Consider the following 25,143-nt stretch of genomic DNA (forward strand, 5'->3'; position numbering starts at 1 on the left):
TGCTTTTTGTATCTTTTTTCGTTACACTTAGTCTATTATCCTTTTTCTATAAAAAAAGAAGAACAGTACTGTTCTTCCATTGTAATCGCTTTTCTGCTTTCTATGCTACTTGTTTTTCTTTCTCTATTTTTTGCTTAGCTGGCGTCCGATTTACCACAATAATTCCCGCGGCTACACATGCTAAACCGAGTAGCACAAATGAATGAATTGCTTCACCTAAAATCATGCTCGATAATAACACACCAAATACGGGTATAAAGAACATATACATAGATACTTTTCCAACCTTGTTGTACTTCATAATTGTATTCCAAATGCAAAAACCAGCTGCAGATAAGAAAGATAAATAAATCAGCATAAGTAGTGCATGTAGACTAAATGTAAATGGCATGACTCCAACTTGTAAAGCCCCTATACATAATAATCCTATAGAACCAAACATCATTTGGTATGCTGTCATATAGCCAACATCTAATGTTTTACTACCTTCTTTTGCTAATATGTTTCCATATGAATACAGCATTGCTGCACTAAGAAGTAATAAGCTTCCGATTCCAAAATGAAATGATAAGCTACCATCACTCGGCACATTTACTAAAACGACGCCACAAAAACCAATCGATACCCCAATTATTTTTCTTATATTGAGAGCATCATCTTTATATAAAAAATGGGCGAGTAAAATTTGAAAGAATGATGATGTCCCTGAAATGATAGCTCCTTCAATTCCTGAACTATAACTCATTCCAATGTAAAAACAGATATATTGAAGAAACGTTTGGAATAAACCAATTTGTATTAACTGTTTCCCCGTTCCTTTTTTGAAGCTCATATCTTTTCCTAACACTTTAAAGAATAATAAGAGCATGACTCCAGATAACAAGAAACGATAACCGGCAAATAATATTTGTTCTCCAACTTCTTGTGGTTGAATTCCAAGTTCAGCATAACTTAACTTAATAAAAGGAAATGCGCTTCCCCATAAAAAAGTTGCTACTATTGCAGCAATAAATACGCCAATCGGATGGGTAAAAAATTTCTCTGTCTTCACTTGTTGTCTTCCTTTCCGACCTTTTTATGAACAATATTCATATATACCAAAGGAATTGCGAAAACACAAGTTTTCCGTTTATACTTGAAACAAAACCGTACCATCTCATAAAAACATATGATATACTATAGAATAATTACAACATAATAACTATTAAAAACAGATTCAACAGAAATGCTGCTATCCATTATGGATGGCAGCTTTCGTCGTTTTATAGGGGTTTCGATTTTGATTATTTTTCTCAATAAGAATTCGGAAGGAGCGAGTAGTAATGAACTCAGAAGTAAAAACGTTACACGCAAAAGAAACAATTTCTCATCCCTCTTTATGGGATACATTAAAAAAACATTATGAACTTGTATTTGCATTGGCATCTGGTATTTTTATTTTAGCTGGCTGGCTATTCACAAAGAACGATGCAATGAATGCAGGTATTACTTGCTATATCCTTGCTTATATAGTTGGTGGATATGCAAAAGCGAAAGAAGGAATTGAAGATACGATTGAAGAAAAAGAGCTAAATGTTGAAATGCTAATGCTCTTTGCAGCTATCGGTGCTGCAATTATTGGCTACTGGGCAGAAGGGGCTATTTTAATCTTCATCTTTGCGCTCAGCGGTGCTATGGAATCTTATACATTAAGTAAGAGCCAAAAAGAAATTTCCGCTCTTCTTGACTTACAACCCGAAGAAGCATTACGCATTTCCAACGGAACAGAGGAACGTATTCCTGTTGGAGAGTTACAAATTAACGACATTATTTTAATTAAACCAGGTGAACGTGTTCCTGCTGACGGTACGATTCATAACGGTGAAACAAATATCGATGAAGCAGCAATCACGGGAGAACCTATTCCAAATGAGAAAAGACATGGCGATGAAGTATTTGCAGGTACTGTAAATTTACGTGGTGCTATCGAAGTTAAAATTACGAAGCCGAGCGATCAAACATTATTCCAAAAGATTATCCGTCTCGTACAAAGTGCACAAAGTGAAAAATCACCATCACAACTATTCATCGAAAAGTTTGAAGGAACATACGTAAAAGGTGTACTACTCGTTGTTGCGCTTATGATGTTCGTTCCTCATTTCTTACTTGACTGGAGCTGGAATGAAACGTTTTATCGCGCTATGATCTTACTTGTAGTCGCATCTCCTTGTGCGCTCGTTGCTGCCATTACACCAGCAACGTTATCTGCAATTTCTAACGGAGCAAGAAATGGAATTCTCTTTAAAGGTGGCATACATTTAGAACGCCTCGCTTCAGTAAAAGCAATCGCCTTTGATAAAACAGGAACATTAACAGAAGGAAAACCTACCGTAACAGATATATATGTTCGAGAAAATATGACAGAAAAAGAAGTACTTTCTATTACAGCATCAATTGAAAGTCACTCTACACATCCTTTGGCTGAATCTATTGTTAAATATGCACAACATGCGTACGACATTACATTAAAAAAACCAGAAAAGGTTGAAGATGTAACTGGTTTTGGGCTAAAAGGAATATTCGAAAACAACGCTTATAAAATAGGTAAAGCTGATTTTATCGGTGAAGAAACAAAAACATTTCATAATGGTATTTCTGCCTCACTTGAAAAGGAAGGTAAAACTGTCGTTTATATTAGTGATGAGGGAGGCATTCTTGGACTTATCGCTTTAAAAGATACGCTTCGCCAAGAAACAATAGCTGCTATTCGTGATTTACAAAGCATTGGTGTCGAAGCAATTATGATTACTGGAGATAATGAAGAAACGGCAAAAGCAATTGCCTCTGAAAGTAATATAAAGGAATATTACGCATCATGCTTACCAGAAACAAAAGTTGAAACGATTAAAAAGTTAAAAGAAAAATACGGTACAGTAGCAATGGTCGGAGACGGTATAAATGATGCACCTGCACTAGCTACTGCTAGCATTGGTGTCGCAATGGGAGAAGGAACAGATGTAGCTTTAGAAACTGCGGATGTTGTACTGATGAAGAACGAACTATCTCGTCTTTCTCAAGCAATCCGTCTATCAAAACGAATGAATCGTATTGTGAAGCAAAACGTAATCTTTTCGCTAGCCGTTATTGCCATGCTAATTTGTTCAAACTTCTTGCAATTTTTAGCTCTTCCATTCGGTGTTATTGGCCATGAAGGAAGTACGATTCTTGTCATTTTGAATGGCTTACGATTATTAAAAGGAAGCAAATAAAACGGGTCCCTCATAGAGGACCCGTTTTTTTTAATGATAGCTATTATGACCGTTCGCACTGCTACTCGTTTTATGCTTTGGATGCGAACTGCTCTTTTGTTTATTATTACTTTTATTATTATGGTTCTTTTTATTATTACTCATGAAATATCCCCCCTGTTCCTTTTTATTATGGAACAAGAGCTCATTATTCATTACGGGAATTATTGTCACCGGTTCTATAATGGTGGAGTAAACCATTAATTTCACCGCCAAGTAAAATTACCCATCCAGTTAAGTAAAACCATAACATTAAAATAATGATACCACCGAGACCACCATATGTATTGGCGTAATTCGCAAACTTATCTACATAATAAGCAAATGAGTACGATACCACAATCCATCCTACAGTAGCAAATAACGCCCCTGAAATAACTTCTCTTCTTTTTAACTTTCGATCTGGTGCAAATGTATATAAGAAACTAAACAAAGCAAATAGCACGAAGAAACTCGCTACTAATCGTGTAATGCTCCATACGAAAGAAAAACTATCTGATAAACCGAGTGCTTTAAACACTGCTGCTCCAATAACTTGTCCGAATACCGGAACAATTAACGCAAAGACAATCATAAAAATAATAGCTAATGTAAACACAATTGATAACGCTCTTGTTGTAATAAAAGAACGTGTTTCCTTCACGTCATAAGCGCGGTTAAAAGCATTCATAACCGCATTAACACCATTTGAGGCAAACCATAACATGGATAATAAACCAAATGATAATAAACCACCATTTTGCTGGTTTACAACTTTATCTACATTTACCTCAATTAAGTTCATTGCATCATCTGGTACATAAACCTCTAATAAACTAAGCACATCCTCTGTTTGAATGGGAATAAATCCAAGAAGCGTAATTAAGAAAACGAGCCCAGGAAAAATTGCAAGCAAGAAGAAATAAGCGAGCTGTGCTGCCAAGCCCGCTACATCATCGCGCATCGTCCGGTCATATAAATCTTTACCAAACGAATAAGTACGATTTCTTCTCACCTTTTCTAAAATTTTTCTCATATATGTTTAAACGCTTTTCTTCTCTTCTTTATCTTGCTTTAACTCAATGTACGCTTCAGTTTTTTTTTCCACTGCATTTGAGTCTTTTATAAATAATTCACGCGCTTCTTTCATACCACCATCTTCAGCAACTACTGGCTCTTCTTCTGCTTTCAGCTCATCTACCTTTGGAGATACAGCTTGAATTTCAATCGTTTCTGGCTTTTCTTCTGGCTCAACTTTTTTCTTACTAAAAATTTCTTTCGTTTCTTTTAACGTCTCTACAACAGATGGCGTTAATTTTTTAATTTCTGCTACTTTCGCTTTTACCACATTGAAATCAGCAAGTTCGCGTCCTTTATCTGTAACAGTTTGCACTTTTTCTTTGATCTTTGCATTTTCGCCAATTTCAATCATCTTTGTTTTTGCTTTTTCTGCTGTATTTTTTACTTTTTCACGATTTTCTTTCTTCAACATAGATACAGCTACACCTGCAGCTACACCAATCGCAATGTTTCGAGCAATATTATTTTTCTTTGCCATATTCCTTCACCCTTTCATTTCTTATGTTAGAAAGTATTTCTTTCTAAGCTTCCTCATATTCCTTGTTCATTTCGAATGAAAGCTAATAGCTTTGCACACCCTTCTGTTACAAGGTCATATACTTCTTGGAAATTCCCTGTATAGTAAGGGTCGGGAACGTCTGTCCAGCCACCGTCTGGAACAAAATCGGACAGCCTACCAATATAGCCTCCAGTTTTACCTAAACTTTTTAAATCTGCTATATTCTTGTTGTCCATGGCAATAATATAATCAAACTTTGTTAAGTCTTCTTTTTCTACTTGCCTTGCTTTAATTCCTTCAAAAGTGACTGCATTTTCTTTTAAAATTTTTTGTGTTCCTTTATGTGGCGGATGGCCAACATGCCAATCTCCAGTTCCTGCAGAATCAATGACAATTTTCTCTTCGAGTCCCTCTTTTACGACAAGATCTCGAAAAATCGCTTCTGCCATTGGAGAACGGCAAATGTTCCCAAGACAAACAAACAATACTTGAACCATGTTTTTGTTTCTTCCCTTCTTGGTGCATTTCTTCATATATACTTATAGTATAAACAACCAATTATGAAATATAAAGGAAATCCCTACTAATTTAATAGGATTGAAAAGATTCATTAACGAAAATGATAAAAAATGTTAAGATAGCCTTATGTTATTTTAAAGGGGGACACTTCGGTGGATTTATCCGTAAAGTCAGAAGAAAACGTTGAATACATGGTCGAAGCTATTAAAGAAAAATTACGTATGGTTAATGCTGGAGCGATGAGAGCTGCTAGTTTTAACGAAGAAATGTACGAAGATTTACGTGACATTTATGATCATGTTATGAAACGTGAAACATTCAGCATTAGTGAAATGCAAGCTATTACAGAAGAATTAGGTACATTAATTAAAAAGTAAAAAAGCCTCTCTTATATGAGGCTCTTTTTTATTTCCAACAAATTCATGACAACTCTTCTCTTTCCCTCAACCAACTGTAAAATATTGTACAATAGAAGTAGAACCTCACCTTAGATTTTTTCTCCATACATACTACTCACAAATAATAGCAACACTACCATTGCTAACTGTTTTTACTGGAGGTGCTTACTTATGAGCAATTGGTACAGTAAGACGAAAGATCAAACATTAATTGACCTAGAAACAAACGAACAACACGGTTTAACAGATGAAATTGTAAGTGAACGTTTAAAGCAATACGGTTCTAATGAATTAGCTACAAAACAAAAACGCACTTTATGGCAGCGTATTTTCGCCCAAATTAATGACGTCCTCGTATATGTCCTTATTATTGCTGCCCTTATTTCTGCCTTTGTAGGTGAATGGGCGGATGCCAGCATTATCGCGCTCGTTGTAGTTTTAAATGCTGTTATCGGTGTTGTCCAAGAATCGAAAGCAGAACAAGCTTTAGAGGCATTGAAAAAGATGGCAACACCTAAAGCTATCGTCAAGAGAAATGGTGAACTAAAAGAAATTCCATCTGAGCACGTCGTTCCAGGGGATATCGTTATGCTCGACGCCGGACGATATATCCCATGCGATTTACGCCTTATTGAAACCGCAAATTTAAAAGTTGAAGAATCTGCTCTAACTGGTGAATCTGTCCCTGTTGATAAAGATGCAATCTACCACCCTTCCATGCAAAGTGATGAGCAAGTACCACTCGGCGATCAAAAAAACATGGCATTTATGTCCACTCTTGTAACATACGGAAGAGGCGTCGGTGTTGCTGTTGAAACTGGAATGAACTCACAAATTGGTAAGATTGCTACCCTTTTACATGAAGCAGACGATGATATGACACCACTTCAAAAAAGCTTAGCACAAGTCGGAAAATATTTAGGCTTTGTCGCTGTAGCTATTTGTATCGTTATGTTCCTCATCGGTTTTTTACAAGGCCGGGATACGTTAGAAATGTTTATGACTGCTATTAGTTTAGCCGTTGCAGCTATTCCAGAAGGCTTGCCAGCTATCGTTTCCATCGTTCTTGCAATTGGTGTGCAACGTATGATTAAACAAAACGTTATCATTCGGAAACTACCAGCTGTTGAAGCCCTCGGTTCTGTCACAATTATTTGTTCAGATAAAACAGGTACGTTAACGCAAAATAAAATGACCGTTACTCACTTTTATAGTGATAACACATACGATCGCTTAGAAAGTTTAAATGTAAATAATGATGCGCAACGTCTATTGTTAGAAAATATGGTGCTATGTAATGATGCTTCTTACAATAACGAATCACAAACGGGAGACCCGACTGAAATTGCACTTCTCGTTGCTGGAACCACTTTTAACATGCAAAAAGATCATTTAGAAAAAATACATGAACGTGTTAACGAAGTACCTTTCGATTCAGATCGTAAAATGATGTCAACCGTACATACATACGATGAAAGCTACTATAGCATGACGAAAGGCGCTATTGATAAGCTCTTACCTCGATGTACCCATATTTTTAAAAACGGCAAAATCGAGATTTTAACTGATTCTGATAAAAATCAAATATTAGAAGCTGCCGGAGCAATGTCTCAAGAAGCTTTAAGAGTACTTTCATTCGCATTTAAACAATACAATTCAAACGATGTGGATATAAATCATCTTGAAGAAAATCTTATCTTTATTGGTCTTGTCGGTATGATTGATCCACCACGAACTGAAGTGAAAGATTCAATTACAGAATGTAAAAAAGCCGGTATTCGCACAGTTATGATTACTGGTGACCATAAAGATACCGCCTTTGCAATTGCCAAAGAACTTGGCATTGCTGAAGAAATATCGGAAATTATGATTGGAACTGAATTAGATAACATTTCTGATACAGAACTAGCTAGCAAAATTAATCATTTAAATGTATTCGCTAGAGTCTCTCCAGAGCATAAAGTGAAAATTGTAAAGGCATTACGCGCGAAAGGAAATATCGTTTCTATGACTGGTGATGGCGTCAATGATGCACCATCTTTAAAGCAAGCCGATGTCGGCGTAGCGATGGGCATTACAGGAACAGACGTTGCAAAAGGGGCAGCGGATGTTGTGTTAACAGATGATAATTTTTCATCTATCGTGAAAGCTGTTGAAGAAGGTAGAAATATTTATCGCAACATAAAAAAATCAATTCTCTTCCTACTCTCTTGTAACTTCGGAGAAATTATCGCTTTATTTTTAGCAATTTTACTCGGCTGGGCAACACCACTACGACCTATTCATATTTTATGGGTGAATTTAATTACAGATACACTGCCTGCATTATCACTTGGGGTTGATCCTGAAGATCCAGATGTGATGAAGGAAAAACCACGACATGCAAAAGAAAGCTTATTTAGTGGTAGCGTTCCTTTCCTGATTTTCAATGGAGTTATCATTGGACTTTTAACGCTAATAGCTTTTATCGCCGGAGCAAAATTCTATACTGGAGATACAAATTTATTCCCTCTTTTCCCAGAGCGAATTGATGACGATGCTCTATTACACGCTCAAACGATGGCATTTGTCGTTCTTAGTTTTTCTCAGCTCGTTCATTCATTTAACTTGCGTTCAAGAACGAAATCAATTTTTTCAATTGGGATCTTTACAAATAAATATTTAGTTTTCTCCCTTCTTATCGGTGTTCTTATGCAAGTTTGTATCATCTCCATCCCGCCCCTTGCAAATATATTCGGTGTACATGCATTAACGATGCGAGATTGGGGATTCGTTCTCTTATTAAGTATCATTCCACTTGTTGTGAATGAGATTATTAAATTAGTGAAGAGAAACTAAAAAGGCAATGAGGAATATTCCTCATTGCCTTTTCATTTATCCTTGTAATTCTTTTTTGATGTTCTCTGTTAATGTAGCCATACGTTTGCGGCTTTCTTCACGCTCACGTTTGTTTTGCTCTTCAATTTGTTGTGTTTCTTGCATACCTCTTGAAATAATGTTCCAAGTTTCCTCAAGTGTTTCCATCTTAATACTAGAAGAACCTGATAATCTCGCTACTTCTACACTTTGCGTTGCGATATTTTGTGCATTTTTCTTAAGTAATTCATTTGTACGGCGATCCAGTTCAGCCATAGAATCCGCAACAAGCTTTTGACGCTTGGCATTTACCGCTTGAATGATACCATTTTTAAAGATAGGAATCGTTGTAATAAATGCTGTATTGATTTTACCAATTAATTTATTATTACCACGTTGAATCATACGAATTTGTGGTGCTGTAAGTAACGCAACCATACGTGCTTTTTCTAAATCGTCAATACGCTGTTCTAAAATTTCAACAGAGTTTTTAAGCGACTCTAATTCAATACCTGCTAATTGATCATTATTACGTACACGCTCTTCATACATCGGAACTAACTCTGTATTTAAACGCTCTAATAACATTTCTCCTGCTACTACGTACTTCTCTAAGTCTAGATAATATTTTAAGTTTTGCTCATACAAGCCATCTAACGTACCAATTGATTTTTTCATCTCATCTTGGTACTTCGTAATTTCCACATAAACTTTATCAATTTCACGGCCCATCGTTTGATACTTGCTAAAAATTTGTTCAATCATTTTATCCGCTTTTTTAAACATACGTGAGAAGAAACCGCTTTTCTCTTCCGCAAAGTCTTTACTATCGAATCGGTCCATAATTTTACCAAGCTGTTTTAATAATTCACCAGAATCTTCTATCTTTGATAATGACATTGTATGTAAAATTTGATCAGCAAAACGTGAAATTTCCATAGAAGGTTCTTTTCCAAGTTCAATTAATTCTAATTGATCTTTAATATCTACCGCATTATAAATACGTTGTACATCCGCATCTTGTCTAAGTTGTAAGCGAACATCTTGTGCTGTTTGTTCATTTAATTCTGTTTTCGGATCTAGTACGACTGGGTTATTCATATGGTATTCTCCCTTTCCTTATAAAAATGGACGAAATAGTCCTTTTATTGTTTGTGATAAATTTTTATAGGCTGATGAACCATGAAACTCAAGATCGAAATTAACCTCCTCAAGCCAATGTGAATCAAATGCCCCCGCTTCAATATACGGTTCAATATCGTTTCTTCCCGTTGGATTGAAATGAAATACATCTACTCCAATTTGATTCAAAAATAGTAATAAAACAGCATCAGAACGAGTTAACTCTCCACTCTTCTCATTATTAAATATAACAATTTTCGGTACATCTTGTGAATAATCAAATTTCTCAAGCTGTTCTAAAATATTCGGTGGTATTTGAGAAAGTTGCGCGAAAACATATAGCGCTACATCTTGTTTCGTCTCTTTCGCAATTGGTTTACACATTTCACTTTCACACGTATGGATAATCGCTTCTGCAATTCCATGCTGTAAACCTTCCGGTAAACGCTTATGCGGCCACCAATGGCTATTCATAATTAGATCAGGATGCAATTTCCCAGCTCGGTCCAATGCATCTCGATAATGATATTGGAAGTTTGCTTTTTGCTCTTTCGTAAATGGGAATGTATTAATTAATAAACTGTTATCAAATGATGTAACAGCCTTTAATCGTTGAAAATATTCTTTATCATTCTTTGAAACGCCTGATATTTTCGCAAATAAAGAAGGAATATAAATGTGTTTATTTTCAACAAAGAATGTCGGGCGTACAAACGCCTTTTCTTTCGTAATTAAAAAGAGTTCATCATATGTTGTTTTTAGTGTACGAGCTACAGGCGTATAGGAACGGAATTGCCACGGCTTGTACAGCAGTGAATTATCGTGGTGAAGTACTTGTTCAATTTCTTTCGAAGCTTGATACGCTACTGTTGCAACACGCTCACGGCGACGATCAGGGAATGGTTCAAGCGAAATGCGACTTGAATGAGATACAACAAAAGTTCTTCCCTCTTCATCAATATTTTCAAATCCATCTTTTCCTTCTGGGTGATAATAAAGCACATCACAACCGAGCATAATAAGAAAGTATAAGAAATATATACGGCTTTCCTGTGCATCACCGTACCAAATGATACGCGGCATTTGTTTCTTATAATTAATCGTAGAGAACCACTTCGCTACGTAATTTTCGCTTAGTTTAATTATGTCGATTAAGAAACGACGGAAGCCTTCTGTCTTTAACGACTGATTATGTTGCTTCTCATATAATTTCAATAGTGAAATAAACGTCGTATGTATGTAATGCTGTAAATCAGGATTGTCTACTTTCGGTAAAAGTTGTTTCCCAGATAAGTGTGCAACTAGCCTATTTACTGTCAGACCATTTGGTGCTTCTTGATGTAATCCGAACACTTCTTGAATATGACGAAGCTTTTCCGAATCAATCACTTTGTTTAAATTTTGTTCGTGTAAAACTTCGATTCCTTTCGCTTCACTATAATCAAACAGTTCATTAAAATATTCATCTACATCATTAGGAACACCAAGGATTCGACATGCTATATAACTAAATTTCATCTCATTCTCTGTTAGCTCATATTGTGGGCGTTTTTCTAAAAGCGTTTCAAATTGCTTTAAATCTGATTCATCTTTTAATGCATATGGTTGAAGTGTAAAACGTGAAAACACAACAGTTCACCTCCAAAAACATTTACGTTTTTTCTAAGTCCTTCTTCTATTATAAACTATTTTTGGTTATAAAAAATGGGCGCTCGCAAAACGAGCAAACCCATTTCAATTATTTATTGTCTTCTTTAGTAGCTGCAACTTCTTCTCTAGCTTGTCCAGAATTCTTCATGTAGTGAAGTATAAATGTTGCTCCAAATGCTACAACTAAAATAATAAAGAATAGTGTATGACTAATCTCAATCTCGATTAAAGACAGTAACATTTTTGCTGCAATAATTAAGATTAAAATGTATGCTGTCGTTTCAAGCTCTGGAATACGCTCTAACAATTTTAAGAATACACCAGCAATACCACGCATCATTAAAATACCTAGCATTCCGCCTAATAGTAAAATCCAAACTTCATTAGATACACCAAATGCAGCAAGTACGCTATCTACAGAGAATGCGATATCCATTAATTCAACCATCGCAACTGTTCCCCAGAAGACACCAAACATTCTAAAGAGAATACTATTTTGATTCATACCGTGAGCTTCGTCTTCTTCACTTGCACCTTTACGCTTATCAATAAAGTATTTTACTGATAACCAAGCAAGGTAAAGTGCACCAAGAAGTTTTACCCACCATAATTTAATTAAGAACATTCCGATTCCAATCGCAATAAAGCGGAACACATAAGCTCCAATAAGTCCATAGAATAATGCTTTTTTACGTTTTTCTTCCGGAAGATGTTTTACCATTACCGCTAACACAAGTGCGTTATCAGCAGATAATAATCCTTCAAGTACAACAAGTGTACCAATTAATCCCCAAGATACTGGATCCTGCAACACTTTAATCCACATGTCCAAGTCGAAAAACTGAGCATACGTATCAAGGATTCCTTGCAAAATACTCATCTTACCTTTATCCCCTATTCTTTGCTAGATTTATAGAAAGGTCAAAAAAAGGAAACGAATATCGTTTCCTTTCTATGCATCCAAGCCATACGCTCTTACAAGCGCACCTAAACCACCTTGGAATCCACTTCCTACTGCATTAAACTTCCACTGTCCATTATGACGGTATAATTCACAAAAGACAACTGCTGTTTCGATGGAGAAATCTTCCCCTAAATCAAAACGAAGAACTTCTTCACTCGTTTCTTCATTCGCTAAACGAACAAACGCATTTCCTACTTGCCCAAAGTTTTGACTACGGCCTTCTGCATCATAAATCGTAACTGTAATAGCAATTCTGTGCACATCTGCTGGAACTTTCTTCAAGTCCACAACAAGTTGCTCATCGTCACCTTCACCTTCACCTGTACGGTTATCTCCTGTATGTAAAACAGATCCACAAGGAGACTGTAAATTATTATAGAAGATAAAATCAGTTTCCTTCGTACATTTTCCGTTTGCATCTAATAAAAAGGCAGATGCATCTAAATCGAAATCGGCTCCGCCGTCATAAGATTTAATATCCCATCCAAGACCAATTACTGCTTTTGTTAAACCAGGGCTTGTCTTACCTAAATCGATTTTCTGGCCTTTTTGTAATTGAATAACCATCTATATTCACCTCTATATTTTTATCTTTAAAAATATATCCATCAGTAAACATACATTTCACCGATGGATATATAAATCAAATCTATTACTCTACATCTAAACCAAAGTTATTACATAGAGACGCTAATCCACCTTGGAATCCACTTCCGATTGCATTGAATTTCCAATCACCTGCATGACGATATAATTCACCTACTACTACGGCTGTTTCAATAGAGAAATCTTCTCCTAAATCGTAACGAATTAATTCTGCATTCTTTTCTTCATCAAGAATACGTACGAAAGAATTAGAAACTTGTCCGAAGTTTTGGCTACGGCCTTCTCCATCATAAATTGTAATTGTGAAACAAATACGTTCGATGTGAGCAGGAACATTTTTCAAATCTACTTTAATCGCTTCGTCATCGCCTTCACCTTCACCAGTGCGGTTATCTCCTAAATGCTCCACAGCACCATTCGCACCTTTTGGATTATTATAGAAAACGAAATCTTCAGCTCCTGAAACTTTACCATTCGCGCCTACTAAGAAAATACTAACATCTAAGTCGAAATCGTTTTGTCCGTCATAACGATTCGTGTCCCAACCAAGTCCTACAAGAACTTTCGAAAGACCTGGATTCGTTTTTGTTAAGTCTACCTTTTGTCCCTTTTTCAATGAAATTGATGCCATATACAATTCCTCCTCGGTTATTTTATTGATAACGTGATACAATCTCACTTAAGTTTTTATCTTGCGTGCCTTCTCCAACTGCTGAAAACTTCCATTCACTTCCGTGACGATACATTTCACCTGCAATTAGAGTTGTTTTGCCAGCATAATTATCCGATAAATTATAGCGTGCTAATTCTTCACCAGTTTGCGGGTTTTGAATACGAATATATGCATTACGAATCATCCCGAAATCTTGACGACGATTTACACAGTCATAAATATTTACAACGAATACTAAACGATTAATACGGCTTGGAACTTTATGTAATTCTACGAAAATTGTTTCGTCATCACCAGCGCCTTCACCTGTTAAATTATCTCCTGAATGAATAATACTACCACAAGTAGAAAGTTTATTTCCGAAGTAAACTAAATCATTTTTGTTTAAAAAACGATCTCCTTCTAACATAACAACAGATGCATCACAATCTACATTTGGTTTACTTCCAAATAATGAAGACAGAAATCCACCTGATTGCCCAATTGGATCCCAGCCTAAGCCAACCTGTAGTTTTGCTACTTTTGGTTGTCCTTTCGTTAAATCGATCTTTTGACCTTTTTCTAAAATAATAGGCATGAAGTTTCTCCCTTTCTACAAAGCATTTTCCAAATCGGAAAATATTGTATTCTTCTCTTATATTGTAGCATTATTTACCTAGCGATAAAAAGGATAAATTCTCAGTTATATGAAAACATTCATATAATTTACTTATGATGATGTAAGAAGTGGTAAATAGCACCAATCATTCCTGCACAATTACCGTTTTGCGCAAGTTCAATCTCACAATTATTATAAATCTCTTGATTTAAGTATTTACTGACCTCTTCTTTTACTTCTTTTAAAAACTCATTTCCTCTATCGGTAATTCCTCCACCAATAATAATCGTTTCTGGATTAAAAATATAAGCAAGATTACTAATTCCGATTGCCAAATGTTTAAAGAAAATCCCAACTGCTTGAGCAACTTCCCGATCTCCTTTATCATACAACTCGAAAATTCTTTTCCCATTCCACTTGCCTTTGCCTTTATATTTGCTTACAAGTCGAATTAATCCTGAAATCGAAGCAACCTCTTCAAACGTTTTTCCTTCTATTAACATATTCCCCCATTCACCAGCACTAAATGAATGTCCTCGGTACAATTTTCCATCTATAAAAATTGCTCCCCCAATCCCTGTTCCAAGGGTGAGCATAATAAAGTTATCTTTCTCTCTTCCACTACCATTCCACATTTCTCCAAACGCTGCACAATTCACATCATTGTCAATCGATACTGGAACTTTTAATATCTCTTGCAATCTATCAATAATAGGAATAGTACTATATCCCGGAATATGATCCGCACCTCCCGTCACAATTCCTTTATTAATATCAACAATTCCCGCAGTGCTAATACCGATTCCGGCAATAGTATGTTCATTCATTATTTTTTTGGATACATATATAAGTTTTTGAATAATTTGTTCTCCGCCTAAATGAATTTCTGTTGCAACTGTTTGACGCTTTAATACTCTCCCTATTTCTGAAACAATACCATACTTAATTTGCGTACCGCCAATATCAAACGCTATATACTCTTTCATCTGCTGCCACTTCCTCTACCGTTATGAATGTAAATTCTCCCCCTCTACTATTTGTAGGAAATCTACATTAACTCTTTTCTGCTTTGACAAATACACCACCTTTTTCTATATATAGTTTTTTTTGCATAAAACTCTTTTTCCTAAGAAATATTACAAAGGGATGTATTTTAGATGGAACATTAATCTCTTAGGAGGAAAACCATGACGAAAATCTTCATTTTAGCATCAACACTCTCTTTATCTTTTTTTAGCGGTTTAAATATCGGTAATGCTGCAACTGAAAACTTCCAACCATTAACAAACGCTATTGTACAAAATAGCGATCATTTTGCAGAAGGAAACTCAAAGGATAATAATATACCTCCAGGAAATAACGGTTCTCAGGACGATACTGGTTCTGGTGACAATGGTTCTGGCGGTAACGGTTCTGGTGGCAGTGGCTCTGGTGGCAATGGTTCCGGCGGTAACGGTTCTGGTGGCAGTGGCTCTGGTGGCAATGGTTCCGGCGGTAACGGTTCTGGTGGCAATGGTTCTGGCGGTAACGGTTCTGGTGGTAGTGGCTCTGACGACAGCGGTTCCGGTGGCAATGGTTCTGGTGGCAACGGCTCTGGCGGCAGTGGCTCTGGTGACAACGGTTCTGGCGGTAACGGTTCTGGTGGCAATGGTTCTGGCGGTAACGGTTCTGGTGGCAGTGGCTCTGGTGGCAATGGTTCTGGTGGCAACGGCTCTGGCGGCAGTGGCTCTGGTGACAACGGTTCTGGCGGTAATGGTTCTGGCGGCAATGGCTCTAGTGGCAATGGTTCTGGCGGTAACGGTTCTGGCGGTAACGGTTCTGGCGGTAACGGTTCTGGCGGTAACGGTTCTGGCGGTAACGGTTCTGGCGGCAATGGCTCTCAAGGCGGCAATCGTGTTAAAGGTGATAGCAGTTCTCAAGGGGGTAATGGCTCTCAAGGTGGCAATCGTGTTAAAGGCGATAGCAATTCTCAGGAGGGCAACGGTTCTCAAGGGGGTAATGTAAAAGGTAATACGAAAAAACAAGGTGATAAATTACCTAATACTGCAACGCATTACCCTATATCTATTTTAATGGGGCTTTCAACATTCCTAATTGGTATGTTACTGTTTATTCGTCGTAAAAACGTAAAATAAGAACAACATCCTTCCATCTAAAAAGTACATGAAATACTGTATAAAACTAAAAAGGACTTTGGATTACATTTTATTATGCAGCCCAAAGTCCTTTTATCACCTATCAGAAAAAGTATTAATACGCTTTTCCCCAATACACCATTTGTTTAGCTTCTTTACCACAACAAATACATTCTTCAGCTAAATGCTCTTGCTCAAAAGGCATACAACGTGAAGATACGCTAACTTCTTCTTTTAGTTTTTCTTCACAAGCTAATTCCCCGCACCACATTGCCTTAATAAAGCCTTGCTTTTCGTCAGCTATTTTTTTCATCTCTTCGAAATTTGTCGCAACATACGTATTCTCATCGCGAAATGCTTTTGCTTTATTAAATAAAGCAATATGAATTTCTTCAAGTAATGCTGGAATACGTTCTTCTAATTGATCCATTGGTACAAACTCTTTTTCCTTCGTATCTCTTCTTACAAGTACAACTTGATTCTTTTCAATATCTTTAGGGCCAACTTCTAATCGAATTGGAATCCCCTTCATTTCATACTCATTAAATTTCCAGCCTGGTGTTTTATTACTAGCATCTATTTTTACTCGTGCAACCTTTTGAATATGTGCTTGTAACTCTGTTGCTTTTGCTAAAACTCCTTCTTTATGCTGCTGAGCAATTGGTACAATAACAACTTGCACTGGAGCGACTTTTGGTGGCATTACAAGTCCATTATTATCACTATGAACCATTATTAGCCCGCCTATCATTCTTGTTGATACACCCCAAGATGTTTGGTGCACATATTGCCACTTACCGTTACGATCTAAAAACTTAATATCAAATGCTTTAGAGAAATTCGTTCCAAAGTTATGAGAGGTTCCTGTTTGAAGTGCTTTTCCATCATGCATTAAACTTTCAATTGTATAAGTTGCCTTTGCTCCAGCAAACTTCTCTTTTTCTGTTTTTTGTCCTTTAATAACTGGTATTGCTAAATAATCCTCACAGAAAGAAGCATATAAGTTTAAAATATTTAATGTTTCAGCCTGCGATTCTTCTGCCGTTTCATGGATTGTATGACCCTCTTGCCATAAAAATTCAGTCGTACGAAGGAATGGCCTAGTTGTCTTCTCCCAACGAACTACTGAACACCACTGATTATATAACTTTGGCAAATCATTATAGGATTGCACAATTTTTGAAAAGTGCTCACAGAATAAAGTTTCAGATGTAGGACGTACACAAAGTCTTTCCGCTAACTTTTCATCTCCGCCATGCGTAACCCATGCTACTTCAGGAGCAAATCCTTCAACATGATCCTTCTCTTTTTGCAATAAACTCTCTGGGATAAACATTGGCATATATACATTTTCATGGCCAGTTTCTTTTAACTTCTCATCCATCACCTTCTGCATATTCTCCCATAAGGCATAACCATACGGACGTAAAATCATGCATCCTTTTACACTTGAATAATCAACAAGTTCGGCTTTTTTTACAATATCGGTATACCACTGCGCAAAGTCCTCTTCCATCTTCGTAATGGCTTGCACTTGTTCTTTTGCCATAGTCAGTCTTCCTCCTTCTAGAAAATACAAAAAAGCCCGCGTCCCTAAATAGGGACCGAGCTTTGTCGGCGTTACCACCCTGATTCATGCACAAAAATTGCGCATGCTCTCTTTTTGATAACGGGAAATTCCCGCTGCATATGCAGAACTCAAAGGCAGGTTCCATATTGCCTTTCTAAGAATCTTTCAGCCTGACGGATTCTCTCTCTGCTAAAAAGGTTGAACATGTACTAGTCCTTTTTCATCGTTATAACGAAATAAATTTGTTGATTATCATAATACAAATTCTTTTTTAAAACAATAGCTAATTTTCTTATTTTTATATATTCTTTTCATTTTTTGCAGTTTTATACGTAGCTTTTCCGCGTAATTTTCACAAGTTGATGTGCAATCATACCGATAAGTGTACCAAGTAGGACGAAGAAACCAATAAATCCATATCCCATTCCTTCCCACCCACCAATAACAATCATTGTAACGGGAAAGGACGCTAAGCAAAGAAGTATTAAACTAAGTGCAAATATAATATCGAACTGTTTGTCTGGAAACCGTTTCTTTAGTAAATATGAAATAGCAAATACAAGGATAATCGTGACTCCGCCAATGATGTAAAAGATACCAAATCCATCTAACCAATCCATAGTGTTTCCTCCTTCCATAGATTCCCTTATACTTAATTATATGTTTAATTTTTCTGAAAATAAATAATAAATTTTCACATAGAAATATATTTTTATTACTAGGTATTAATAGTAATATATAAGAATAGGTTTTATATAATCAGGAGGGAACTTTATGGATAAAGCATTAACAAACCATGTCATTATTTTATCATTCGACTGTTTATCAGCTTTAGATTTTCCTATACTACAAAAACTACCTCATTTCCAATCTCTAATAAAAAAGGGCACGGTTGTCGAAAAAGTAGAACCAATTTATCCTTCTGTAACATATCCAAGCCACTCAACAATCGTAACCGGTAATTACCCTAACAAGCACGGTGTTGTTAGCAATACGTTACTTCAACCAGGGCGTGAATCACCTGATTGGCATTGGTACCGAAAATCAATAAAAGGAACAACATTGTATGATGAAGCGCGCAAAGCAAATTTAACGACAGCTGCCCTTCTATGGCCTGTTACTGGAAGAGCGAACATCGATTACAATTTACCAGAAATTTTCCCCAATAGACCTTGGCAAAATCAAGTGTTAGTTTCCTTATTTAGCGGTAGCCCACTATACCAATTAGATTTAAATCGTCGTTTCGGCCATATAAGAAATGGTTTATCACAACCAGAACTGGATGATTTCGTCCTCGCCTCTGCTGTGCATACAATCCAGACGAAAAAGCCTAATGTCATGTTTGTACATTTCACCGATTTAGACACACAAAGACACTATCACGGCTTTGAATCTAACGAAACAATAGCTGCTATCCAGAGACACGACGAACGTCTAGGGAAAATTATTCAAGCACTAAAAGAAAGTGACTTATACGAAGAAAGTACAATTATTGCCCTTGGTGATCATAGCGCTTTAAGTGAAAACAAATCCATCCAATTAAATGTGCTATTCCATCAAAGAGGACTTATATCTCTTAATAAAAAAGGAAAATTAGTAGACTGGAAAGCCTTTTGCCAAAGTTGCGACGGCTCTGCCTATGTATATGTAAAGGACAAAAATGATACGGATACAATTCGGGAGGTACAACTACTCCTTGAAGAACTACTTCAAAATAAACAAAACGGAATTGAATTTATACTTCATGATGAAGCTGCCAAAGACTGCGGTGCAGACGGTAATTGTTTATTCATGTTAGAAGCACAAGAAGGGTATTATTTCACTGAAAACTATACAGGAGATTTTATAAAAGAAATTACCGAAAAAGATGTTACGCCTAGTAAAAAATATACATTTGGTACGCATGGATACTCTCCAACAAAACCTAACTATGAAACAATTTTTATCGCTGCTGGGAAAGGGATAAAAAGCGGCATTACCATACCGTATATGAGACTTATTGATGAGGGCCCAACTATCGCTAGACTACTCGGTTTACACTTAGGTGAAACAGACGGATCAATTGTAGAGGATTTACTCCAATTGTAAAGAACTGTGTATATATGTAAAAGTTATGTAAAATTCATCATTGTTTCTCTTTTTATAATTTTTATTTTTGTACACTGTTAGTAAAACAAATTTGAGGGGGAACATTATATGAAAAAAATGTCCAGACAAGAAAAAAGCTGGATATTATACGATTGGGCGAACTCCGTATATTCGCTCGTCATTACAACTGCATTATTTCCAATTTACTTTAAAGCAGCTGCAAAAGAAGCGGGTTTATCTGGGGCAACTTCAACAGCATATTGGGGATATGCAAACTCATTCGCAACACTTTTAATTTCTATACTTGCTCCTATTCTTGGCACAGTTGCTGATTATAAAGGATTTAAAAAACGTTTTTTCACATTCTTCTTTGGACTCGGTATCGTATTTACAAGTATGTTAGCAGTCGTTCCAACCTCTCAGTGGTACTTATTGCTAGGGTGCTATATGCTCGCCTTAATCGGCTTTGCTGGAGCAAACATTTTTTATGATGCATTTTTAGTAGATGTCACTTCTGAAGATAGAATGGATCGAATTTCTACGAGAGGTTTCGCTTTAGGCTATATTGGGAGTACTATTCCATTTATCGGTTGTATCACTCTTATCATTCTTGCTCAAAAAGGAACTATCCCTTTATCAGTTGGCATTGCTAGTCAAATTTCATTCGCGATAACAGCTCTTTGGTGGGGGTTATTTACAATTCCAATGCTAAAAAACGTAGAGCAAACGCACTATATTGAACGTCATCCAAGACCTATTAGAATGAGCTTCAAACGCCTTGCTGATACTTTTAAAAATATTAAAGAATATAAAACTGTATTTATGTTTCTAATCGCTTACTTTTTCTATATTGACGGAGTCGATACGATTATTACTATGTCTACCGCTTACGGAACCGATCTCGGTATTAGTGCAACGAATCTATTAATCATATTATTTGTAACACAAATTGTCGCTTGTCCATTTGCTTTACTATATGGAAAACTATCTGAAACATTTACTGGTAAAAAAATGTTATATGTCGGTATCATTATTTATATCATTATTTGCACATATGCTTATTTCTTAAAAACGACACTTGATTTTTGGATTTTAGCAATGTTAGTTGCTACATCTCAAGGTGGTATTCAAGCACTAAGTCGTTCATACTTTGCAAAACTAGTACCTAAAGAATCTGCAAATGAATTCTTCGGATTTTATAATATATTTGGCAAGTTTGCCGCGATTATGGGTCCAGTATTAGTCGGTGTTACAACCCAATTAACAGGAAAAACAAACGCTGGTGTTCTTAGTATTATTGTTCTGTTTATTATCGGAGGATTTTTACTAACTAGAGTTCCAGAAAATAATACATCCGTTACACCACCTAGTCCAAAGACTAAAACGCTATAAGAAAAGATCCTCTTCTCATAAGAAGAGGATCTTTTTTATTTTTAAAGGTGCGACTTATAATGAACGACTCTACTGCTTGTACAAAAATAATTTATCAACAGTTGTTCCTAATACTTCAGCTAAACGGAATGCTAACGCTAAACTTGGATCATATTTATTATTCTCAATTGCATTTATCGTTTGTCTAGAAACCTTACATTTATCAGCTAATGCGCCTTGTGAAATATTATTTTCAGTGCGTAATTCATAGATTTGATTTTTCACACCATTGCTCCTAACCTGTAAAATCGTTTTTACAACATCAGTATATAATTGGCTCATATAGTTGTCAAAAGTTCCTCAAAGAAAAAGGGAGCAATATTGCTCCCTTACAATAGTTATTTCGAAGCTAACGAATTTGTTAGTGCCTCTTTATTAGCAACATCTTCTTTTTTTATTTGCATACGTAGAACTGGCCCTATCGCTAATAAAATAAGTGCCATTGCTATACAAAACACGGTAACTAGTGAAGTTAGTTCCTTTAATCCTCCAGCTAGTGAAGTTCCAATTAGCATTGCCCCCATAAACAGTGGTAAAATCGTCCCATTTACTCTTCCAACCATATTTTCTGATACAAGTTGAATCATAAGCGTACCGACAACAATATTAACACAAGCTAAACAAATACCTGTTCCAAACCTCATGAAACTAGTAATCCAAAATGATGTAGATAGCCCTTCTACTAAAAATGACATTGCTAATATGCCCATACCGAATACAAACATTTTTTTCGGATTCACTTTTGAAGCGAAAATTGCAGCAACAATACCACCAATTAACATACCTATTCCATCAGCTGCAGCTAAATATTGAACTGCTTCCTTTTCCATTCCAAGGCGTTCTATTACAAGAAACACCTCTAATGGAGTTGTTAATCCAACAGCTAAGCCTATAATGGTGAAAGTGATCGTAATCATACGTAAATTTTTCGTATGAAGAACATACTTCCAACCTTCTTTTATATCATTTTTTAATGAATCTCTCGCCACTTGCTCTTTTTCAACCCATTTTGGTAAAAATGAAAGGGCGATAGCAGATAACAAAAATAAAATGATTAAGCTATATAGTGACGTAAATAAACCAAGTTGTGTATACACAAGCGATCCTACCACTGGTCCAAAAATCAGAAATAATGACTGTAATGTTTGGTTAAATGCAATTGCATTTGCTACCTCTTCTTCTTTTACATAGCGCTTAAATATGCGCGAAGATGAGGGCTGAGAAAACTGGCCTACAATCGCGGAAATGAGTGTTGCAAAAAATATAGCCTGCCAATAATCCAGCTTTAACAACAGGACAATTCCTATAATAGACAGTACACTTAATACATCTCCAGCGACCATTGTTCTTTTCGGATTCCAGCGATCAGCTAGCGCACCACCGATAAACGAGAAAATAAAAATAGGTGCATATTCCATAACTGATAACAAAGAAACAGAAACCGGATCATTATTCGTTCGCTCCATTATGAAATATAAAAGAGCCATATTTCTGATCCAAATTGCAAATTGTTGTAAAATATCAGATGCCATAACGAGCATAAATGCTCGGTTTTTAAATAAAGCGTTCATTTTCATCCCCCTTTTACAAACCGACCGTTCGGTCTATTTTATTTTGTAAGAAAAGCAACTGACCTATTATTCAGCTGCCATTCCTTTTAACAATACACCTATTGCCTTTTTATAAATACGCTTCAACTCTTTATAATCTAGCTCGTAGTAAAGTACTCCAAGCCCTGATAATAATCCATTCACAATATACATAAGATCACGAGTATTATCTTCACGGAACTCTCCAGACTGTATACCTGCTTCAATTAATTTCTCAAACATAACATATGATTCTCTAGTTAAAGCTAATAGTTCCTCCAAAATCTCTTTACTTACAACTTGACTCATAGAGAATTCCTCTATTGCATTTGAAATTGGTTGCTGTATGTCCTCTACATGATATTCCGCGAGACCATATAGTTTTTCAGTACTAGTGCTATACAACTTCTCTTTTTCATTCCATTTTTCAACCCAATCATACGTATGCTGTTTCACTACAAATAAAAATAATTCTTCTTTACTTTTAAAGTGATAATAAATGCTTCCTTTACTTCGCTCTGTAATTTCACAAATCTCTTCCATAGATGTAGCTGCGTAGCCTTTCTGTGAAAATAGACTTTTTGCTTTATATGCAATTTCTTTCTTTATCTCTTCTGCGCTTCTTCTCATATTCACACCTCTTTAAACCGACCGTTCAGTTTAATAATAACAAATCAAAAACCTCTATCGCAAGAGGCTATATTCCTTATTTAAGAAAACGTACTTTCAAACCAAGTTCGAATCATATGTATGGTTCCAAACTTAAATGCTAATTTAACAAAAAACACGCCTCCCGCAGCTAATAAAAATAACACTATTTTCCCCTTATTTTTCACTTTCGGTTCCCTTTTCATTTCCATTCCCCTTAGTATGTTAAAAATATTAATCAAACGTTTGTTTAACTGTGTTTATGCATATGTAAGCCAACTAATCAAACGTTTGTTTAAAAAGAAATACGCCTATATAAGGCGCATTTTCATCAATCACCACCGCCACCGCAGCTTCCCCCGTTATCTCCCCCAAAAGACCCTCCACAATCATGTGAACCGCCATCATGCGAGCTATCATTATCCGATCCAGCAAAGAAAAATAATGGTGATGAGCTGTTAGATGAATTATGTATGTTATTTTGTTTCGCCAAGTTCACCTTCTTTTTGTTCGATCGAACTGCTGTTACGATTATTCCAACTACAACAAATAATAGTATGACAATAATAAATCCCATATAAAAGCCTCCCCTATTCCTCGAATAATTGAATGATTCTCTCTAGATTTTCAAGTGAAATGAAGCGTGATTCACGAAGAATTTCTTTTCCATTATGAAATAATAAAATTGTTGGCCCTGTAAATACTCCATATCGCCCCGCAATCTCTTGCATGTCTTGTAGTAATATCTCTATTTTCTCTACGTAATCATAATTCTCTAATACGCAATTTACTTTTCTTAGCATAACATCACAAACACCACAATTTTCCGTTTTAATAAACAGAAGTACCAATTGTTGTTCTTCGATATAGTTCGCTAATTCTTCTATCGTTTTAAATGTAATCATCTTATCCCTCTTAGCGTAATTTACGAAATACTTTGTCTTGATACATACGAAAAGCTGAACTATCTTTAATCTTTCTCTTTTCCATTACCTGCTGAAAACGAAGCGTTTTTGCTGTTAACTCTTCTCGTAATTTCTTTCTCTCTTCTTCATCATAACAGCAAGCAATTAGATCCTCTATTTTTAATATATCTTTTTGTAGTTCCATTTCTGGTGGAATCATTCCCGCATTTTTTAAAATTTTATAACTCATTCTAAGTTCTGGAGGTACCATTGAAAGATCTTCTAATTGTAGTGGTTTTCCTTTTCCCGGAAGATAATCAAGATCACCATTCCGTATTGCTTGTCGAATTTTTTCTTCAGCAATGTTCAAAAACACATCCACACTATTCCCTCCTTTACATATTTTTACTATTATTTTACATGATATTTCCTTATCTTTCTACGTCTTTAATAATTGGCTCCATACAATTTTTTCTCAAATTTATTTATAATGAGCTTTTTCCTCCCATACCGATTTTTCGTTTTCATATATAGTTTGTATTTAAG

26 protein-coding genes and 1 other annotated feature are annotated in these 25,143 nt (G+C 35.9%); of the genes, 6 read left to right on the top strand and 20 right to left on the bottom strand.

The annotated features are described in order from the left end of the window. Positions 1-100 precede the first annotated feature (100 nt). The gene (locus ACTFP3_RS24090) at positions 101-1,051 is read right to left on the bottom strand and encodes a DMT family transporter (RefSeq protein ID WP_000845697.1); all 951 of its coding nucleotides are present in this window, start codon (positions 1,049-1,051) and stop codon (positions 101-103) included. Between the two features lie 271 nt (positions 1,052-1,322). Here ACTFP3_RS24090 and ACTFP3_RS24095 point away from each other — a divergent pair, with 271 nt between their 5' ends. Then, positions 1,323-3,248, top strand: a complete 1,926-nt coding sequence (locus ACTFP3_RS24095; RefSeq protein ID WP_006927450.1) for a heavy metal translocating P-type ATPase — start codon at positions 1,323-1,325, stop codon at positions 3,246-3,248. A 187-nt stretch (positions 3,249-3,435) separates the two neighbouring features. Here ACTFP3_RS24095 and ACTFP3_RS24100 read toward each other — a convergent pair whose 3' ends face one another. Genes ACTFP3_RS24100 through ACTFP3_RS24110 form a run of 3 tightly spaced genes read right to left on the bottom strand, consistent with a single transcriptional unit; the run spans position 3,436 to position 5,342 of the window. After that, positions 3,436-4,302 carry a YihY/virulence factor BrkB family protein gene (locus ACTFP3_RS24100; RefSeq protein ID WP_001226536.1) on the bottom strand — a complete coding sequence of 289 codons (867 nt, stop codon included), beginning with the start codon at positions 4,300-4,302 and terminating at the stop codon, positions 3,436-3,438. 6 nt (positions 4,303-4,308) lie between these two features. Next, complete coding sequence (locus ACTFP3_RS24105; RefSeq protein WP_001085387.1) at positions 4,309-4,824, bottom strand: DUF4075 domain-containing protein; 516 nt, start codon at positions 4,822-4,824, stop codon at positions 4,309-4,311. Positions 4,825-4,877: 53 nt separating this feature from the next. Beyond that, a complete protein-coding gene (locus ACTFP3_RS24110; protein ID WP_000250910.1) occupies positions 4,878-5,342 on the bottom strand; it encodes a low molecular weight protein-tyrosine-phosphatase in 465 nt (154 codons plus the stop codon). A 174-nt stretch (positions 5,343-5,516) separates the two neighbouring features. Here ACTFP3_RS24110 and ACTFP3_RS24115 point away from each other — a divergent pair, with 174 nt between their 5' ends. Both ACTFP3_RS24115 and ACTFP3_RS24120 read left to right on the top strand, forming a co-directional pair. Then, complete coding sequence (locus ACTFP3_RS24115; RefSeq protein ID WP_000366196.1) at positions 5,517-5,741, top strand: DUF1128 domain-containing protein; 225 nt, start codon at positions 5,517-5,519, stop codon at positions 5,739-5,741. A gap of 192 nt (positions 5,742-5,933) precedes the next feature. Further along, positions 5,934-8,600, top strand: coding sequence for a cation-translocating P-type ATPase (locus ACTFP3_RS24120; RefSeq protein ID WP_440011439.1), 2,667 nt, complete (start codon positions 5,934-5,936; stop codon positions 8,598-8,600). A gap of 36 nt (positions 8,601-8,636) precedes the next feature. Here ACTFP3_RS24120 and ACTFP3_RS24125 read toward each other — a convergent pair whose 3' ends face one another. The 7 genes from ACTFP3_RS24125 to ACTFP3_RS24155 all read right to left on the bottom strand — a co-directional run bounded on the left by ACTFP3_RS24125 (position 8,637) and on the right by ACTFP3_RS24155 (position 15,217). Continuing rightward, on the bottom strand, positions 8,637-9,719 hold the full coding sequence (locus ACTFP3_RS24125; RefSeq protein ID WP_001064409.1) for a toxic anion resistance protein: 1,083 nt from the start codon (positions 9,717-9,719) through the stop codon (positions 8,637-8,639). An 18-nt stretch (positions 9,720-9,737) separates the two neighbouring features. Then, on the bottom strand, positions 9,738-11,369 hold the full coding sequence (locus tag ACTFP3_RS24130) for a YceG family protein (RefSeq protein WP_000492859.1): 1,632 nt from the start codon (positions 11,367-11,369) through the stop codon (positions 9,738-9,740). 109 nt (positions 11,370-11,478) lie between these two features. Then, a complete protein-coding gene (locus ACTFP3_RS24135; RefSeq protein ID WP_000025704.1) occupies positions 11,479-12,270 on the bottom strand; it encodes a TerC family protein in 792 nt (263 codons plus the stop codon). Positions 12,271-12,342: 72 nt separating this feature from the next. After that, positions 12,343-12,921 carry a TerD family protein gene (locus ACTFP3_RS24140; RefSeq protein ID WP_000236643.1) on the bottom strand — a complete coding sequence of 193 codons (579 nt, stop codon included), beginning with the start codon at positions 12,919-12,921 and terminating at the stop codon, positions 12,343-12,345. Positions 12,922-13,006: 85 nt separating this feature from the next. After that, entirely contained in the window at positions 13,007-13,591 is a 585-nt protein-coding gene (locus tag ACTFP3_RS24145) for a TerD family protein (RefSeq protein ID WP_000146726.1), read from the bottom strand. A 22-nt stretch (positions 13,592-13,613) separates the two neighbouring features. After that, positions 13,614-14,210: a TerD family protein gene (locus tag ACTFP3_RS24150; protein WP_001121586.1), complete on the bottom strand. Its 597-nt coding sequence runs from the start codon at positions 14,208-14,210 to the stop codon at positions 13,614-13,616. A 128-nt stretch (positions 14,211-14,338) separates the two neighbouring features. Continuing rightward, positions 14,339-15,217 (bottom strand): ROK family protein, encoded by an 879-nt coding sequence (locus tag ACTFP3_RS24155; RefSeq protein WP_059304172.1) that lies wholly within the window; start codon positions 15,215-15,217, stop codon positions 14,339-14,341. A 201-nt stretch (positions 15,218-15,418) separates the two neighbouring features. Between ACTFP3_RS24155 and ACTFP3_RS24160 the strand changes: the two genes are divergently transcribed. Continuing rightward, positions 15,419-16,366, top strand: a complete 948-nt coding sequence (locus ACTFP3_RS24160; RefSeq protein WP_440011441.1) for an LPXTG cell wall anchor domain-containing protein — start codon at positions 15,419-15,421, stop codon at positions 16,364-16,366. A gap of 115 nt (positions 16,367-16,481) precedes the next feature. On the opposite strand, the gene proS is transcribed toward ACTFP3_RS24160, so the two are convergent. Beyond that, entirely contained in the window at positions 16,482-17,915 is a 1,434-nt protein-coding gene (gene proS, locus ACTFP3_RS24165; RefSeq protein ID WP_440011443.1) for a proline--tRNA ligase, read from the bottom strand. Positions 17,916-17,962: 47 nt separating this feature from the next. After that, positions 17,963-18,169 (bottom strand) — a binding site (T-box leader). A 93-nt stretch (positions 18,170-18,262) separates the two neighbouring features. Beyond that, positions 18,263-18,556, bottom strand: coding sequence for a YesK-like family protein (locus ACTFP3_RS24170; RefSeq protein WP_016121786.1), 294 nt, complete (start codon positions 18,554-18,556; stop codon positions 18,263-18,265). 154 nt (positions 18,557-18,710) lie between these two features. Here ACTFP3_RS24170 and ACTFP3_RS24175 point away from each other — a divergent pair, with 154 nt between their 5' ends. After that, positions 18,711-20,024 carry an alkaline phosphatase family protein gene (locus ACTFP3_RS24175; protein WP_440011445.1) on the top strand — a complete coding sequence of 438 codons (1,314 nt, stop codon included), beginning with the start codon at positions 18,711-18,713 and terminating at the stop codon, positions 20,022-20,024. A gap of 108 nt (positions 20,025-20,132) precedes the next feature. Next, complete coding sequence (locus tag ACTFP3_RS24180; protein ID WP_000738816.1) at positions 20,133-21,416, top strand: MFS transporter; 1,284 nt, start codon at positions 20,133-20,135, stop codon at positions 21,414-21,416. A 69-nt stretch (positions 21,417-21,485) separates the two neighbouring features. On the opposite strand, the gene ACTFP3_RS24185 is transcribed toward ACTFP3_RS24180, so the two are convergent. From ACTFP3_RS24185 to ACTFP3_RS24215, 7 genes are all read right to left on the bottom strand, one after another. Beyond that, positions 21,486-21,737 carry a helix-turn-helix transcriptional regulator gene (locus ACTFP3_RS24185; RefSeq protein WP_002023181.1) on the bottom strand — a complete coding sequence of 84 codons (252 nt, stop codon included), beginning with the start codon at positions 21,735-21,737 and terminating at the stop codon, positions 21,486-21,488. A gap of 56 nt (positions 21,738-21,793) precedes the next feature. Next, positions 21,794-23,026, bottom strand: coding sequence for an MFS transporter (locus ACTFP3_RS24190; RefSeq protein WP_242285494.1), 1,233 nt, complete (start codon positions 23,024-23,026; stop codon positions 21,794-21,796). A 66-nt stretch (positions 23,027-23,092) separates the two neighbouring features. Beyond that, entirely contained in the window at positions 23,093-23,674 is a 582-nt protein-coding gene (locus ACTFP3_RS24195; protein WP_242285496.1) for a TetR/AcrR family transcriptional regulator, read from the bottom strand. 80 nt (positions 23,675-23,754) lie between these two features. Next, positions 23,755-23,898 (bottom strand): hypothetical protein, encoded by a 144-nt coding sequence (locus ACTFP3_RS24200; RefSeq protein ID WP_000817973.1) that lies wholly within the window; start codon positions 23,896-23,898, stop codon positions 23,755-23,757. 125 nt (positions 23,899-24,023) lie between these two features. Beyond that, positions 24,024-24,269, bottom strand: a complete 246-nt coding sequence (locus ACTFP3_RS24205; RefSeq protein ID WP_242285499.1) for a hypothetical protein — start codon at positions 24,267-24,269, stop codon at positions 24,024-24,026. Positions 24,270-24,282: 13 nt separating this feature from the next. Beyond that, positions 24,283-24,597: a thioredoxin family protein gene (locus ACTFP3_RS24210; protein ID WP_242285501.1), complete on the bottom strand. Its 315-nt coding sequence runs from the start codon at positions 24,595-24,597 to the stop codon at positions 24,283-24,285. Between the two features lie 10 nt (positions 24,598-24,607). Further along, positions 24,608-24,979 (bottom strand): J-domain-containing protein, encoded by a 372-nt coding sequence (locus ACTFP3_RS24215; RefSeq protein ID WP_000382375.1) that lies wholly within the window; start codon positions 24,977-24,979, stop codon positions 24,608-24,610. Positions 24,980-25,143 lie beyond the last annotated feature (164 nt).

Source organism: Bacillus cereus group sp. MYBK5-2, assembly GCF_051915685.1.
GTDB lineage: Bacteria > Bacillota > Bacilli > Bacillales > Bacillaceae_G > Bacillus_A > Bacillus_A cereus.